General features: G+C 40.1%; 12 protein-coding genes. 7 read left to right on the top strand and 5 right to left on the bottom strand.

The window, feature by feature from the left end; all coding sequences use genetic code 11:
• Positions 1–51 precede the first annotated feature (51 nt).
• Both VL20_RS07900 and VL20_RS07905 read left to right on the top strand, forming a co-directional pair.
• Positions 52–6,012, top strand: a complete 5,961-nt coding sequence (locus tag VL20_RS07900) for a type I polyketide synthase (RefSeq protein ID WP_052276158.1) — start codon at positions 52–54, stop codon at positions 6,010–6,012.
• Positions 6,013–6,061: 49 nt separating this feature from the next.
• Positions 6,062–6,628, top strand: a complete 567-nt coding sequence (locus tag VL20_RS07905; protein WP_052276159.1) for a hypothetical protein — start codon at positions 6,062–6,064, stop codon at positions 6,626–6,628.
• 134 nt (positions 6,629–6,762) lie between these two features.
• Here VL20_RS07905 and VL20_RS07910 read toward each other — a convergent pair whose 3' ends face one another.
• Together VL20_RS07910 and VL20_RS07915 are read right to left on the bottom strand one after the other, a co-directional pair.
• Entirely contained in the window at positions 6,763–7,008 is a 246-nt protein-coding gene (locus VL20_RS07910) for a hypothetical protein (RefSeq protein WP_052276160.1), read from the bottom strand.
• Between the two features lie 23 nt (positions 7,009–7,031).
• Positions 7,032–7,985, bottom strand: coding sequence for an RpnC/YadD family protein (locus VL20_RS07915; RefSeq protein ID WP_052276161.1), 954 nt, complete (start codon positions 7,983–7,985; stop codon positions 7,032–7,034).
• Positions 7,986–8,437: 452 nt separating this feature from the next.
• On the opposite strand from VL20_RS07915, the gene VL20_RS07920 reads away from it, so the two are divergent.
• Both VL20_RS07920 and VL20_RS07925 read left to right on the top strand, forming a co-directional pair.
• A complete protein-coding gene (locus VL20_RS07920) occupies positions 8,438–8,737 on the top strand; it encodes a nucleotidyltransferase family protein (protein ID WP_002787344.1) in 300 nt (99 codons plus the stop codon).
• On the top strand, positions 8,734–9,099 hold the full coding sequence (locus tag VL20_RS07925) for a HepT-like ribonuclease domain-containing protein (RefSeq protein ID WP_002787346.1): 366 nt from the start codon (positions 8,734–8,736) through the stop codon (positions 9,097–9,099). Before VL20_RS07920 ends, VL20_RS07925 begins: the two co-directional genes overlap by 4 nt.
• Before the next feature lie 5 nt (positions 9,100–9,104).
• Here the strand turns inward: VL20_RS07925 and VL20_RS07930 are convergent, their stop codons facing one another.
• Positions 9,105–9,488, bottom strand: a complete 384-nt coding sequence (locus VL20_RS07930; RefSeq protein WP_052276162.1) for a hypothetical protein — start codon at positions 9,486–9,488, stop codon at positions 9,105–9,107.
• 321 nt (positions 9,489–9,809) lie between these two features.
• On the opposite strand from VL20_RS07930, the gene VL20_RS07935 reads away from it, so the two are divergent.
• Positions 9,810–10,241: an acyl-CoA thioesterase gene (locus VL20_RS07935; RefSeq protein ID WP_170863911.1), complete on the top strand. Its 432-nt coding sequence runs from the start codon at positions 9,810–9,812 to the stop codon at positions 10,239–10,241.
• A gap of 194 nt (positions 10,242–10,435) precedes the next feature.
• Here VL20_RS07935 and devC read toward each other — a convergent pair whose 3' ends face one another.
• Both devC and VL20_RS07945 read right to left on the bottom strand, forming a co-directional pair.
• On the bottom strand, positions 10,436–11,599 hold the full coding sequence (devC, locus tag VL20_RS07940) for an ABC transporter permease DevC (RefSeq protein ID WP_052276164.1): 1,164 nt from the start codon (positions 11,597–11,599) through the stop codon (positions 10,436–10,438).
• Between the two features lie 16 nt (positions 11,600–11,615).
• Positions 11,616–12,983: an ABC exporter membrane fusion protein gene (locus VL20_RS07945; protein WP_052276165.1), complete on the bottom strand. Its 1,368-nt coding sequence runs from the start codon at positions 12,981–12,983 to the stop codon at positions 11,616–11,618.
• Between the two features lie 50 nt (positions 12,984–13,033).
• Between VL20_RS07945 and VL20_RS07950 the strand changes: the two genes are divergently transcribed.
• Together VL20_RS07950 and VL20_RS07955 are read left to right on the top strand one after the other, a co-directional pair.
• Positions 13,034–14,086 (top strand): DUF1702 family protein, encoded by a 1,053-nt coding sequence (locus VL20_RS07950; protein WP_052278408.1) that lies wholly within the window; start codon positions 13,034–13,036, stop codon positions 14,084–14,086.
• Positions 14,087–14,137: 51 nt separating this feature from the next.
• Complete coding sequence (locus tag VL20_RS07955; RefSeq protein ID WP_052276166.1) at positions 14,138–16,036, top strand: CRTAC1 family protein; 1,899 nt, start codon at positions 14,138–14,140, stop codon at positions 16,034–16,036.
• Positions 16,037–16,686: the final 650 nt, after the last annotated feature.

Below are 16,686 nucleotides of genomic sequence, written 5' to 3' on the forward strand. Positions count from 1 at the left end.
GGGTGCAAGTTTCTGGCACTCCCTACAGTAACATTCTCCTGGTCATTGACTATGAAAGCTTCTCCTCAAATTGCTATTGTTGGTATGGCTTGTCTTTATCCTGATGCCGATTCTCCACAGGAATTATGGGAAAATGTCCTGTCTCAGCGTCGCGCATTTCGTCGCTTTCCCTCAGAGCGATTATCGTTAAGTGACTACTATTCTCCCGATAAAAGCGCCCCCGATGTCATTTATTCGACTCAAGCTGCCGTTATTGAGGGCTATGAATTCGATCGCATTGCTTATAAAGTGGTGGGAAGTACCTTCCGTTCGGCTGATTTAGCCCACTGGTTAGCGTTAGATATTGCGTCTCAGGCGTTGAATGATGCGGGATTTCCCGACGGAAAGGGGTTAAATAAAGAAACAACCGGGGTTTTACTGGGAAATACCCTCACAGGCGAGTTATCGCGGGCTAATACCTTAAGATTGCGTTGGCCCTATGTGCGTCATAGGGTAGAAGAACAATTATTAAAACAAGGATTATCAGACAAAGAACGGCAAATTTTCTTAAATGAATTAGAAAATCGCTTTAAAGAACCCTTTGAACCGATTGGAGAGGAGTCTTTAGCGGGAAATCTCTCGAATACGATAGCGGGGAGAATTTGCAATTATTTTGACTTAAAAGGGGGTGGATATATCGTTGATGGGGCTTGTAGTTCCTCTTTACTGGCAGTAGCGAATGGTTGTTCGGCTTTAGTCGCTGAAGATTTAGATATCGCTTTAGTCGGGGGTGTGGATATTAGTATGGACCCTTTTGAGTTGGTGGGTTTTGCCAAAACGGGGGCCTTAGCCTCTGGGGAGATGAAAGTGTATGATCAAGGGTCTAATGGGTTTATTCCGGGGGAAGGATGCGGTTTTTTGGTGTTAATGCGTCATGGGGATGCCCTAGCGCAAAATAAACGGATTTATGCTGTTATTCAGGGTTGGGGGATTTCTTCCGATGGCAAAGGCGGAATTACTCGCCCAGAAGTGGAAGGACAGTTATTGGCTTTAAATCGCGCCTATAAACGGGCTGAATTTACGGGAGATACTATAGCTTATTTTGAAGGCCATGGTACGGGAACGGCGGTGGGTGATGGAACCGAATTAGAGGTTTTATCTCGTATTCATCCAGATACGGTAAATAAAGCCGTTATTGGTTCAATTAAAGCGAATATTGGTCATACTAAGGCAGCAGCGGGGATAGCAGGGTTAATTAAAGCGACTATGGCGGTTCATCGTCAAATTTTACCACCAGTGACAGGATGCGATCGCCCTCAGGCTCGGTTAACCGAAGACAAGGCAAGGTTACAGGTATTAAAAGAGGGGCAAATCTGGCCAAATTCCTTACCTTTACGGGCAGGAGTGAGTGCCATGGGTTTTGGGGGCATTAACAGTCATATTATCATCGAGGGATTAAGTCAGATTCGTCGTCACACTTTAACGCCGCAGGAACAAAAATTAATCCATTCTCCCCAAGATGCGGAGTTATTCCTATTGAGTGCAAATAGTCAAGAAGACTTACAAGCACAGGTTAATCGGTTATTAAATATTGTTCCTCGCATATCCCAGTCAGAAATGACGGATCTTGCCGTTGAATTAGCGAAAAAGGTCAATCCTCATTTACCCTATCGTCTGGCCATTATTGCATCTTCCCCCGATAGCTTAACCAATCACCTTGTAGGAGCGCAAGCGTTGCGCTCGTTGATCCCCGCCGGTCAAAATTTAGATAATATCTTTACCAATAACGAAAAACAGATCAATAAAATAGGTTTTCTCTTTCCGGGGCAATCCGCACCAGTTTATCTTCATGGGGGACTCTGGGAAAGACGTTTTCCTGTGATTAAACAATTATATAACAAGGCTCAGTTGGCCAAGGGTAAGGATAACACGGTGACGAATATTGCTCAACCGGCGATCGTTACGGCTTGCCTAGGGGGGTTACAACTCCTAGAAAACTTAAATATTAAAGCAGATTTAGCCATAGGACACAGTTTAGGGGAATTATGCGCTTTATTTTGGGCAAATGCCTATGATAAGACTCAATTAATTAATCTAGCTAAAATTCGCGGTCAAGCAATGGCACAACTGGGCCACCCAACAGGTAAAATGGCCAGCATTAACGCCGATGCAGAAACGGTTAAAAGTTTATTAAATGGACGTATCGTTGAGATTGCGGGATTAAATTCACCCTATCAGACAATAATCTCAGGAGAGGAATTAGGGATTAAGGATGTTGTTGAAAAAGCCCAAAATAAAGGTATTAAAACCGTTTATTTGCCTGTCTCCCATGCCTTCCATTCTCCCCTAGTGGCCCGGGCTGTGCAACCCTTAGAAGATTATTTACAAACTTATCCCTTAAATTCCCTGGAAAAAACGGTTATTTCTACCGTAACGGGCGAAAAATTGCCATTAAATACCGACTGGCGCTCGCTTTTGTTAGAACAAATCACCTCACCCGTGCGCTTCATCGATGCAGTCAAGTCAGCAGAGAAAGAGGTTGATTTATTCATTGAAGTGGGTTCTGGTTCCATATTAAGCCGTTTAGTGGCAGATATAACGGATATTCCCGTAATTTCTCTCGATAGCAGCAGTGAGTCTTTACAAGGGTTATTGAAAACGGTTGCAGTGATGTTTGTTAATGGTGTCAAGGTTAACTATCAAGGGTTATTTGAAGATAGATTTAGTCGTCCCTTTAATTTAGACTATCAACCCCATTTTATTGCCAATCCATGTGAGATCAAGGCAAAGGGCAAAAGTCAACAGGCAAAAGTAGAAAATATTGATCTTTTATTGCCTAATCATAGCCAAAAACTCAAACCTGAAACCTCAAACCTGAAACCTCAAACCTCAAAAATTGAAGTTATTCGTCAATTGGTGGCACAAAAAACAGAATTACCCCTAGAAACCATTGAAAATCATCATCGCTTGTTGGCGGATCTGCACCTTAATTCTATCAGTGTCAGTCAATTAGTGATCGAAGCAGCGCGTCAGTTAGACTTATCTCCTCCCCATTCACCGACAGATTATGCGAATGCAACTATTCAGGATCTAGCAGCAGCTTTAGAAGAATTAGGCAAAAATAATCCCCAAATTCCTCAAGAATCAATCCCTATGGGTGTTGATAATTGGGTGCGTGCGTTTACGGTTGAATTAATCGAAAAACCGTTAATTAAATCAGATAAAAAGCAAATAAATCGAGAAAAAGCAGGAAATTGGCATATTATCGCCCATGCTGATCATCCTTTATTACCTAACTTATCTGTTTTACAACCCACCTTAAAGCATGAGCAGAAAAAAGGGATCATTATTTGTTTAAAACCCTATCCTGATGAATCAGAAATCGATTTGCTTTTAAAAGGGGCAAAATTATCTATAAAAGAGAAAAAACCCTTGATTTTGATTCAACAAGGAGGAGGATATGCGTCCTTTGCGAGAACTTTTTATCTAGAAAATCGTCAAATTCCTACCTGTGTGATTGATATTCCTTTTCATCATCCCAATGCAGTTAATATCATTCTCTCAGAAATCACTGCAACCGATAGCTATACAGAAGTTTATTATGATGAAAACGGAAAACGGTTTGTTCGTCAATTAAACTTGTTAGGGTTAGAAAAAGATACCGATAACCCTAAGCAGAAAAAAGCCCTAAAAAGTTCAAATAAAAGCAAAATCAAGGAGCTTCTTTTGGTGACGGGAGGAGGGAGAGGTATTGCCTCAGAATGTGCCTTATCCTTAGCTAAAGAAAGTAAAGCCACCTTAGCGATTTTAGGACGTTCTCAACCTGAAGATAACCGAGAATTAGCCGAAAATTTAGCAAGAATGAAGTCTGCAAACATCCAAGTCCATTATTATTCTTGTGATGTCAGTGATGCTGAGTCAGTTCAGCAAACTATCGCCGAAATTAAGACAAATTTAGGAGAAATTACGGGAATTTTACACGGTGCGGGGGTTAATACACCGAAATTAATTCAACATCTCGAACCAGAAGATTTTATAGCAACTTTAGCTCCAAAAGTCAAGGGTTTGCAACATATCTTAACGGAAATTAACCCCGATTCTCTCAACTATTTAATCACCTTCGGTTCAATTATTGCCGAGACTGGATTGAAAGGAGAAGCAGACTATGGGTTAGCCAATGAATGGTTAGGGAATATTGTAGCGGAATTTAGTCGAAAATACCCTAATTGTCGCTGTTTAAACCTAGAATGGTCGGTTTGGTCCGGTATTGGCATGGGAGAACGTTTAGGAACAGTTGAAAAGCTAAGAAATGAAGGTATTACCCCTATTTCTCCCGATATTGGCATTAAATACTTACATTTACTTTTAAATCAATCCCTACCCACTGCCTCTGTTATCATCGCCGGGCGTTTTGGTGAACCTCCGACTTTAAGCTTAAAACCGCAAGAATTATCTTTTTTACGCTTTTTAGAGACAAAGAAAGTTCATTACACGGGAATTGAACTGATTACTGAAGCAGAATTATCCTTAGACAATGATCCTTATTTACAAGATCATGTTTATCAAGGAGAATACATTTTCCCCGGTGTCTTGGGGTTAGAAGCGATCGCGCAGGTGGCCACTGCATTACTCCCCACCTTAGCAAGGAAGGAGGATCAAACCCTTAACAAGGGGGAAAACCAAGATCCCCCTTCCGTCCCCCTTAACAAGGGGGAAACTGGAGGATTAAGGTTTGAATCGGTTAAATTTAACCGTCCGATCGTGGTTTCTGCCGATAAACCATTAAAGATACAAATTGCTACCTTAATCACCGATTCTGGAAAGGTTAAGGCCGTTATTCGCTGTGCCAATACAGGGTTTAGTATCGATCATTTTGAAGCCATCATCAGCCATTCTTCTGTGGGGGCGCCAGACTGTCGCCCATTGATCCCCCCTGTCCCCCTTAAAGAAGGAAAAAATAACCCTCAAATTAACCCAGATACGGACTTATATGGTCATTTATTGTTCCATAAAGCAAGATTTCAACGAATTAAGGGTTATTCTCATCTCAAAGCAACCGAATGTATTGCAGAAATTAACATTGAGCCAAAAACTGCTTGGTTTAGTCGTTATTTACCTCAATCCCTGATTTTAGGCGATGCAGGGGCAAGAGATGCCGTTATCCATGCTTTACAAGCTTGTGTTCCCCATGCCACTATTTTACCCACTGGCATAGAACGCTTAACGGTATATTCTGTCAATTTAGGCGAAAATCAGTTTGTTTCAGCCAAAGAAAGACTGCATCAAGGAGATACCTTTGTCTATGATCTTGAGGTATTCAATAACGATGGCAATCTCTTAGAAGTGTGGCAAGGATTGGAATTAAAGGTGATTAAACACAGAAATCCTCAAGATCCCTGGATTCCAGCCCTTTTACCCTGTTATTTAGAACGAAAGATCAAGGAGATGATGCCTAATGTCGATTTAACTTTAATTCTCGATCGGGATGCAACGGTAGAAAGACGAGTCAGAAGCGATCGCAGTTTAGGGATGTTAACCTCATCCCCTAGTGTAATTCAGCGTCGGGGGGATGGCAAGCCCGAATTAAGCGATAACGAGACGGTTTCGGTATCTCATGCCGAAGATTTAACCCTTGTGCTTAAGGGTGCGTCAGGATGCGATCTGGAACCGATTATCCCCCGTGATGTGCAGATGTGGCGCGATTTATTGGGGGAAAATTCCTTTAATTTAGCGGAGGTAATTAGTCAAGAGAATCATGAGGATTTTAATATGGCAGCGACTCGCATTTGGTCTGCTAAAGAAAGTATTAAGAAAGCGGGTTTGAGTCTCGATATCCCGTTAACTTTATCGTCTTTCTCTCAACAATTAACCCCTTTATCCCCTATTTTGTGGTTATCTTCAGGAAAGGATTTAATCATCACTTTACCTGTTTCTTTCCGAGAAATCAAGACAGCTTTCATCTTGGCAATATTTGTCCAAACAGTTCAGAAAAAATCGGACTTACTTCAGACAGAACCAGCAAAGGTTTTCTGATAAAACTTATCCAGTTTTACCCTTTTTTAAACCACAGGAGAACCAAATCATGACCACAGTTCGACAAATTCCCAACCAAAGAAACCCTATTCAACCGATTTCAAATATCATCCGTTCTTTCGTTTATGCGATGAATGGACGCTGGCATAAATTGGGGATGCAAATCTTTATGATAGTGACTATTGCCCACATCTCAGAACATATTATTCAAGCTTATCAATTGTGGGGTTTAGGATGGCCGAGACCGGAGTGTTTAGGGTTATTAGGACTCTGGAAACCTTGGTTAATGCGCTCGGAATGGCTACACTATGGACACGCTCTTTTTATGTTATTAGGGTTAGCTATTTTTCGTCCTTCTTTTCATGGAAAAGCTCGTATTTGGTGGGATTTGGCCTTAGGATTACAATTCTATCATCATTTTGAACACGCTTTACTCTTAGGACAAGCTGTTATTGGTCAAAACTTATGGGATTCTCGCGTTCCTATTAGTATCGGACAAATTTGGTTTCCTCGGTTAGAACTGCATCTTTTCTATAACTTAATGGTTCTAATTCCCATGATGATTGCCATGTATTATCATCGTTTTCCACCTATGAATGAGGGGAGATTAGTTTAAATTTGAGTCAAAGTCAAAGAAAGTATTAGGAAAATGGGGGTAAATGAGTATTTACCCTATTCCTCTAGTTAATTGTGCTGAAAAGTTGTCTCTAGTCCTTAAAAAAGGCATGATTGCTCTCCTCCTCGTATTAATTAAGATAAAGAGTCATTAACTAGCTGTTGAAATTCCTCCAATGAATTAATAGTAATACTGGGAACAAAAAGACTCTCTAAGACAGACACATCCTCAATTTGGTTAATCGTTTCAATCAGGGAATTAGGAATCTCCCCAAAACGACTTTGTAAAGCTAAAATAATATACTTTTGGCTAGTTAATTTAGCTCCTGATTTAGCTCCTTCTTCGAGAGCCATTTCTTCTATGGTGCTTAAAAAAGGCATGATTGCTCTCCTCCTCGTATTAATTAAGATAAAGAGTCATTAACTAACTGTTGAAATTCCTCCAATGAATTAATAGTAATACTGGGAACAAAAAGACTCTCTAAGACAGACACATCCTCAATTTGGTTAATCGTTTCAATTAGGGAATTAGGAATCTCCCCAAAACGACTTTGTAAAGCCAAAATGATATGTTTTTGGTTAGTTAATTTAGCTCCTGATTTAGCTCCTTCTTCGAGAGCCATTTCTTCTATGGTGCTTAAAAAAGGCATTTTGTTTTCCTCCTCGTATTGACTGAGTTTTGTTTTAAAGTTAAGTTGAAGTTGCGGGGGTAAGGTCATCATTTTATCAATGAATTTCCCTAGATTGATAATCTCAAACTTGGTTAATCCCCTTTGATATAAACCTCTGACTAAGTTCCACTTCCATTGTTCACGCTCCCTGAGATTATTAGTCGTAGCCTTAGTTTTTAGGTGTGCCATGACTATTATAGCCCAAATATTCTCACTTTGTTCTAAGTCTTCCCATTGATAATCCAATAATTTGACCATTAAAAAATCGACTCTCACTTGACTTCCCCCTAACCCATATTGATAAAAATCCGGTCGCCAAGACCTACTTTCATCCCCTAAAATAGCTAAACTAATAACGGGTTTATGGTACAAATCAAAGGCTCGATAATTATAAATAAACATTCGTTGAGGGAATTTTAGATCATATTGACTTTGGACTTCAATATGAATTAAAAGCCAGATTTCCTGATTATCTAATAACCAAACTTTCAATAATTTATCAGCATAGCGTTGCTCAGTTTCCGCAGCTGCCGTAATTTTTTCTAATTCTTTATCAAGGGAAATAGGGGTTTGATTCCAGTCAATTTCTTGATAAATATTGGGATAAAAGAAGCTTAAGAACTCTGCCAAATAAGTGCTAATCGCTTCTTTCCATGTTTTGTCGTAATTAGCTGTCACCTCAGCCATGCCTTTCCCGCCTAATTGCTATATAATAAATAATATCCTAATCTTTCAAAAACAATGGACAATTCTAACCCTACTCCTATCCCCTGCGAAAATAGTGATACTTCTTCCTTAGGACTTTTTGCTATTGGTGGACTGGGATTAACCCAACTTAGCAAAAAACGTTAATAAACTTAACCTAGGGTGGGTTCTGCTCACCCTATTTCCTTAAGGGATGGCTATAATCAAAACATGACCAAACTTGGTAAACTGAACAAAAAATTTCTCTCGAAACTGCCAGAAGTTCATTAATTATATCAACAATTTTTGTATAATAAAGGTTATTTTAATATGCGTTGGGTTTCATGCTTCAACCCAACCTACGTTCTGCCAGAAGTTCATTAATTATATCAACAATTTTTGTATAATAAAGGTTATTCTAATAGTGATCGCTGAAAAATTACCTAATTCTTCAAATGACTAACCTAGAAAATATTAAAACTTGCTTGAAAAAGCAAGATTCCTATTTAAAGAAACAGTACCATATTCAAGCACTAGGAATCTTTGGCTCTTATGTTAGGGGAGAAGCAACACCAGACAGCGACCTTGATATATTAGTTGAATTTGAATCAGGCTATCACTTTGGTTTATTGACCTTTTGTCGCCTAGAAAACTATCTTAGTGATTTGTTAGGCGTTCAAGTTGATTTAGTCATGAAAGATAGTCTTAAACCGAAAATTGGCGAGCAAATTCTCTCAGAGGTTATTTATTTATGATTGAGCGATATAGTGAAGATTATTTAAGAGATATGGAAGAAGCAATTGGTTTAGCAATTGAATTCACAGAGGGAATGGATTTTGATGATTTTTGTCAAGATAAAAAGACGATTTTTGCCGTTACCAGAGCCATTCAAATTATCGGTGAAGCTGTTAAGAAAATTCCTGAGAATATTAGACAACAACATCCTCAAGTTCCTTGGAAAGATATCGCTAAAATGAGAGATAAAGTAACTCATCAATATTTTTCTGTTAAATTAGACGTGGTTTGGGATACTGTTAAGCAAGATTTACCTTTTCTTCATTCATTAGTGACTAGGATTTTGGCAAATAATACAGACTGGAATACAAAGTCAAAATAAAATAATTAATTGACTTTTTGAGCTACTTCTGCTAAACAATCAAAGTGACGACCATATTTAACAATAATCGTCATCGATCCTCGATAATCAATTAACCCTGTCATTACCGCTTTAACTGCACCAATTTCTTGATTAACGAATCGTTCCCAATTCTCTCTAGTCGCTGAAAAAATCGGTAAAGATTCATCCATTTCCTCAATCAGTTCTAAACTAACAATCTGACCCTGATCATCCCATTCTGAACAAACAGAAACCCCCTGACGATCACTAAACCAAAGAATTACTTTTCCCAATTTAGCGAACTTTTTACCTAAGTTTTCTTGTTCGTTCCATGTGGTTTGATAGACAGACCACCATTCTTGAGAAAAACGAGTTAACGGTTGATTCATGAGTTATAATCAGAAAATAAAAAACTTGTCTTTAGTTTATCATTATCAGGATAACCTATGATCATCTTAAAATTCCTACTATAACTCAGGGTAAGCGCATCTTAACAATCCTTGACAAAATGAACTTTATATGGTTTGCCTACCCAGAGCGCGGTTCAGACATATTGGAGTAGAATTTGTCATCGCAGTTGAGATCATAACTATTCTGATTGACTGGTATGATTGCAAATGTGTAGAGGACAAGCAGCTGACAAAATTGGTCAATTGTCAATAGCGTTCTTTTAAAACCGTTGTTAATCTCGAAAAAATTGCTAAATAATCATGATGAAAGCCTACGAATATCATCACATTGTCAGTTTTCAAGAAACCAATTTAGTTGGTAATGTTTATTATGCCAATTATGTGCAATGGCAAGGTCGTTGTCGGGAAATGTTTCTCAAAGATAATGCCCCAGATATTATCACAGAATTATCCCAAGGATTGGCTTTAGTAACGGTTCGAGTATCCTGTGAGTATCTGTCCGAATTATTTGCCTTTGATCATGTTATTATTCGGATGCGTTTAGGAGAGATTAAACAAAACCGAATTACCATGTTATTTGAATATTGGCGAGTGACTGATGAAGGTGAAGAATTAGTGGCAAAAGGAGAACAACAAACGGCCTGTATGCGACGAGAGGATAGTGAAACCAGACCCACTCCAATTCCTGCTCAACTGCAATTAGCTTTAGAGAACTATCACATCCCAATCTAAAGGATAACCCGAGGAATGTGAGATAAAAATAACCGATAAAAAATGACTCTCCTAAACTGGTTATAGCCAATTAGTGGTTTAAATGAGCTTAACCCGAAACTTCCGCCGCTTTCATTTATCCCGGTATGAGCCGACTCTTGTTGAGGCGGCTGGCCTAGATGACTACGCTACCCCTAACCCTTTTCAAACATCCTCTAAAAAATATCGGCAGGATCGGCGTATTGGAGCTTATTAATAGCCGTGGCTCCAGCAATCAAGGACATGAGCAAGGTTAAGCCAAAGACGAATATTGCTCTAGTAGGGGTCATTTCAATGGGAAGTAAGGTGTATTTTTGGGTAAAATAATACTGAATCATCCCTAATAAAAAGCCAGGAATATAACCCAATACTGCAATAATCAGAGCTTGCTGAAAGACAAGCCAGAGAAGATAACGATTGTGATATCCCATTGCTTTTAGAGTTGCATATTCTGCTAAGTGTTCTGCAACATTGGTATAAAGAATTTGATAAACCACCACAATCCCGACCACTAATCCTAAAAATACCCCCAAATTAAAAATAAAACCAATAGCTGTACTGGTTGCCCAATAATTTTTTTCAAAGTTAATCAACTCTTGCTTGCTTAATATTTTGACATCTTTCGGCAAATATTTCTTTAACTTTTTGAGTAAGGATTGCTGATCAATATCTGGTTGAAACTTAATTAAGCCAATATCAATGAACCGAGATGAACGATTCTGAAATATTCTTAAAAAGTTAGAGTAGCTCATTAGTAAGTTACCATCTGAACCAAAAGATGTCCCTAATTCAAAGAGACCAACCACTTCTATTTTTCGATTATTACCAGAATTTCCCACCTCAGTAATAATAGTTTTACCCTTCTGGAAATCTTCAGCAATATTTCCAAACTCCCTACGAGAATTTTGGTCAAATAAGGTGGTATATTTTATCTTTAATTTTTGCCAATTTTCTTTGATTCCCACAGCCTTAAATGCTTGATATCTTAAGTCAATTCCAATTACAAAAATATTACGCCAATAGTTTTTTGTATCGGGATTTTTCCATTGAGCATAGCCTACATAGATTGGACTGACTAATTCCACTTCATTAAAGGATAAGACTTGTAATAGTCTTCGCTCACTAAAACTTTCCATGGCAATTAAGGATGTAGAACGGGGACTAATCAGGAAAGCATCACCTTCTAAACTATTATGTAAATGAACAGCACTCTCAAATAAAGCATCTCGAATTCCCAACTGCATAAAAATAATCACAGTGGAAAAAATAATACCAGACAGCGCAACAATTAAACGAGTTTTTTTATGAGCTAATTGTAACCAAGCAGTGGGAATATTCATCTTATGAATGAGTTATTTAGTTAGGGTGAATGATCACATTAACCTTTAAGTTAGTTAACCGATTAACTTTAGCACTAGAGCGATGATCTAAGCTAATTTTTACCTCGACGACTCTAGCATCTGTATCGACAACAGGATCGGTTCCTAAAACATCTTGTCGTCCCACTTTCCAACCTATTTCTTCCACAGTTCCCTCTAAATCTCCGAGCAGTTTATCGGTTTTTATCGTTACAGATTGACCTAATTTAACTCGACTAATATCGGTTTCATACACTTCTGCTTTCACATACATTTTTTGGATGTTTCCCAAATCTAAAATCCCTTCATTTTTCACTAATTCTCCAGGAAAAGTATGAATTTTTAAAATTCTTCCTGCATGGGGCGCACGCACATAGGATAATTCTAATTCCGCCTGAGCGCGTTCTACATTAGCCTTAGCTGTCATTACTTCATCTTGAGCAATTTGAAGATCAACAGGACGAATTTCCGTAACTGCACTTAACATAGCTTGGTTTTCTTGAATTTGTTGTTCTAAAGTATTAAGAGTTCGTTGTAGATTGGCTCTGGCTTCCTGAATTTTTTGTTCTAAGGTAGTCGTAATGCGTTGCAAGTTAGCCTCAGCTTCTTGGAGTCTTTTTTGTGTAGTTGTCGCCTCTAAACAAAATCGCTCTTTTTCCCCTTGAGAAACTGCACCATTACGGTATAAAGATTGATAACGTTGACAATCTGTGAGAGAATTATTCAATTCTGCTTTAATTCTTTCAACGGTAGCTTTTTGTCCTAGTTTTTCCCCTTCAAGTTCCGATTCCAAACTAGAGATCGCTGCTTTTTGCCTCATTATTTGTCCCTCTAATTCCGCTTTGCTTTGACGCATACGGGAATCTTGAGCCATAATTTCGCCTTTTTTTGCCCCTTCTCTCACTTTTTCGAGTTTAGATGCTGCTAAATCCAGATTTGCTTGAGCTTGTTTCAGGGATGCTCGCAAACGGGCATTATTATCTAAAATAGCCAAAATTTCGCCTTTTTCAACTGTTTCTCCCTGTTTTACCAGTATTTTATCTACTCTACTTCCTTCCAAAAAGGCAGTAGCTGATATTTGAGTAATTCCACCTTGAGGTTCAAGATAACCAAGGGCAGCAACAGCTTCGGGAGTATCAGGAGAAACCATCGGGGAAATCGATAACTGGGAAGCTTTCAAGGATGATTCTGGTCTAAAATAGAAGATAATAACGGTTGTTCCCAAGCTAAATCCCATAAAAGCTCCTAAAAGACCCCAAAACCAATATTTTAAAGAATAGGAATTTTGAAGGCGAAAGTTAGCCATGGTTGTTAACAGGGATAAGGATTCATCAAATAAACTTTGTTTAAGGTAACATGAGGTCATATCTTCGGCCTCCCATCAAGGGTTGTCAACTTTGTCAACTTTTTTTAACAATGGCATCTAATTTCTCAGGCACACCCTTCGAGCATCCTGCTGTCAATTTTGATCACAAATTTTCTCCTAGGCAGGTAAATCGTTTTCCACAACGATTGTTGCTCCTTTCACCCCAAGCGGCAACCTTTAATCAGCGCGGATTCATCTGTGATACGCAAAGCGGCGGCCTGGCTGTTCAGCCTCAAAAACAGATATATTTGGAAACGATCGGGCAAACTTTTATCTATGGCTATAATGCAGCAATTATGGCTCATTCTCTCACGGACTTGTTTCCTCTTCTTGAAGGTGTCACGCTCAATTTGAGAGGATTTGCTTATGAAGGGGCAGCGATGGCTTTATCTTTGCTAGATTGTTTAACCCTGGGTAAGCGCAATCGCTTTGAGCATTTTTTAGCAAACGAGGGGAAAAAGCATATTTACATGGCCTATGTAGGGAAAGGATGGCAATTAGCCCGTATTCCTTTTTCTTTGCGCTTTTATCTCCAAAAATTAGAACATTCTGCCCAAAATTTTCCAGATTCCCTATTAGGTTGGTTAGCCCTTGACGGCTATGGATTTCATCAAGGATACTTTGCCTGGCCTAAGTATATCCGAGAGAGAAAGTCTCCTCAAGAATTATCGGGTTATGCGCGTCTTGTCTTTGCCCAAGGGTTAGGGCGCAGTCTTTGGTTTGTGAAAGGGGCAAATATTCCCGAAATTGCCGATCAGATCCAAAAATTCGACCCGCTGCTTCAACCCCATTTATGGAGTGGGATCGGCTTGGCTTGCACTTACGCGGGGGGAGTGTCTCCCGAAGAAATTCAACATTTAAAACAGCTGGCTGAACCTTATAGAGCAGAATTAGCCCAGGGAGCAGCTTTTGCGGCAAAAGCACGTTTACTAGCCGAAAACTGCCAGGAAAATACCGAAATAGCCTGTCAAATTTTGTGTGGAATGGCTATTACTGAAACAGCCAAGATCACTGATGATACCCTCATCGGCTTAGATTACCACGACCAAATCCCTGCCTATGAACAATGGCGACAAGCCATCCAAAGTCATTTTCGTACTTAATCCCCTAAACTGTCTTAAGCTTAGATTGAATGTAGTTACTTCTTTGAAACCATGAATCGTTTGGAAAAATTCATCCGACGCCATAGCAAGTCTATCTTGGCATTGGGGCTAATTTTAGTCTTATTCTCTGTTTCCCGTCTCCCTGCCCTATCAATGGCCGCAAGAGATGCGATCGCTTCTCGCTTTGCCTTTACTCGTTTTCCCTTACCTGAATTAGAAAATCAACCCTATCAAGTAGAAAGACCGACAAATCCCAGTTTAAGCCGTCATTCGGGCTGGATTTCGGCAGTTGGGGCGGCAGTTGCCCTGGGGGATCTCGATGGAGATGGCTTGGATAATGATCTCTGTCATGTAGAAACCCAAAGTAATCAGGTGATTATCTCCCCTGTTCCGAGTACGGGCAATCGTTATCAGCCCTTCACCCTGAATGTCACCGATTTTGACTATAACGACCAAACCATGGCCCCGATGGGATGTATTCCTAGTGATCTCAATGAGGATGGACTCAGGGATCTATTGGTGTATTATTGGGGACGAACACCGATCGCTTTTATCAAGCAAGATCAAGGTTATCTTCAGCAGCAAATCAGCCAAAAAAGGGAAAAATGGTACACCAATGCGGCAACCTTCTCGGATTTAGATGGGGACGGACACCCAGACTTAATCATTGGCAATTACTTCCCAGATAATGCCGAGATTTTGGATGTCAATTCCCAGAAAATCGAGAAAATGCAAGATTCGATGACCCGTGCTTATAATGGCGGTAAAAATCGAGTTTTCTTGTGGTCCGATGCCTCTACCACTGGAGTGACTTATCAAGAAGTCCAAGATGCTTTTGAGGAGAAAATTGCTCATGGTTGGACATTGGCCGTCGGAACAGCCGATTTAGACGGGGATTTATTGCCAGAGATTTATTTTGCCAATGATTTCGGATCCGATCGCCTCTTACATAATCGTTCTACTAGAGGACATCTCCAATTTGCCTTACTGGAAGGGCAAAAAGGGTTAACGACACCTAATTCTAAGGTACTGGGCCATGATAGCTTTAAGGGAATGGGGGTGGATTTCGGGGATATTAACCATGATGGACTCCTAGACATCTATGTGAGTAATATTGCTTCGGAATACGCCCTAGAGGAAAGTCATTTTCTCTTTACCAGTACGGGAGAAACGGAGAAAATGTCCCGAGGAATCGCCCCTTATGTCGATAAAAGCGAACCCCTGGGAGTCTCTCGTAGTGGCTGGAGTTGGGAAACAAAATTCGGCGATTTTGATAATGATGGGGAGTTAGAAGCGTTGCAAGCCACAGGATTTCGTAAAGGTGGCATCAATCGTTGGCCGGAATTACATGAGTTAGCCATGAGTAATGATCAAGTCCTGAAAATCCCCAATAGTTGGTTTCATTTCCAAGATGGAGACGATTTAAGTGGTCATCAACATAATCCCTTTTTTGTGCGGGGTAAAGATGGACGTTACTATGATTTGGCATCGCAATTAAGCTTAGATGATCCCTCTGTCACCAGAGGAATTGCCACCGCCGATGTGGATGGAGATGGGGATTTAGACTTTGTAGTGGCAAATCAGTGGGAAACCTCTTATTTTTATCGCAATGATAGTCCAAATATCGGTCAATCTCTGGAATTAGAGCTTTTAAACCCTGCGCTCTCCCCTAATCCCTCTTCAGAAAAAGGGAAAATGGGTATCCCCGCAATTGGGGCAGCGGTTAAGGTGTCTCTACCTGATGGCAGTCAGCTGGTGGCGCAGGTAGATGGGGGCAATGGTCATTCTGGTGTGAGAAGTCCAGTATTACACTTTGGTTTAGGCAAAATTGACCCTAATACCGCTTTACCCGTTGACATTCAATGGCGTAACCACAAGGGAGAAATTAAGCAAACCCAGTTGTTATTAACATCGGGTAAACAGACAATTTTGCTAGAGCAATCGGTTTAAAATCATTCTGTAAAGGGCGTAAGGTTTGCGCCCTTTATCGTTAGGTATGACGGGGACTGACCTCCCGACCCTTATTTAGCTCCGTCCGCCGCCTGGCAGTCGATGGACGTTAAGTTAAAATGCTTGTGGATTCGGTCTGACGGGGGCATAATTTTCGGATTATGTCTAGTTAAGTAGGGAGGCACAATTATTTGTAGGATGGGTTAGCGGTAGCGTAACATAATCGGGCGTTGGGTTTCATGCTTCAACCCAACCTACGTTCATCTTATATTTAATTCCACCCACCCACTTAAGAGAAGTAGAAGCGGCAATCTCCCATTATAGTCTATCTCAATGGAGCGAGAGGACTCCCGTTAAACCGCGTAGCGGTTAACGGGAGATGAATCACGACCAGAATGAAACTAACGCAGTAGCGTTTCCACTTTCGGGGAGTTTTGGTTCTCGACGTAAGTAGGGAGGCACAATTATTTGTAGGATGGGTTAGCGGTAGCGTAACCCATGCAGGCGTTGGGTTTCATGCTTCAACCCAACCTTGTATCTTGAGAAGTAGGCAACCCGTCCCAACCTAGGTAAAAAATACCGCTTTGTAGCTTGGGTGCCTATATTCTGAAAAAGGGCGTGGACATCCAGTTCAACCGAGGTGCTTGACA

The organism is Microcystis panniformis FACHB-1757, from assembly GCF_001264245.1.
GTDB lineage: Bacteria > Cyanobacteriota > Cyanobacteriia > Cyanobacteriales > Microcystaceae > Microcystis > Microcystis panniformis.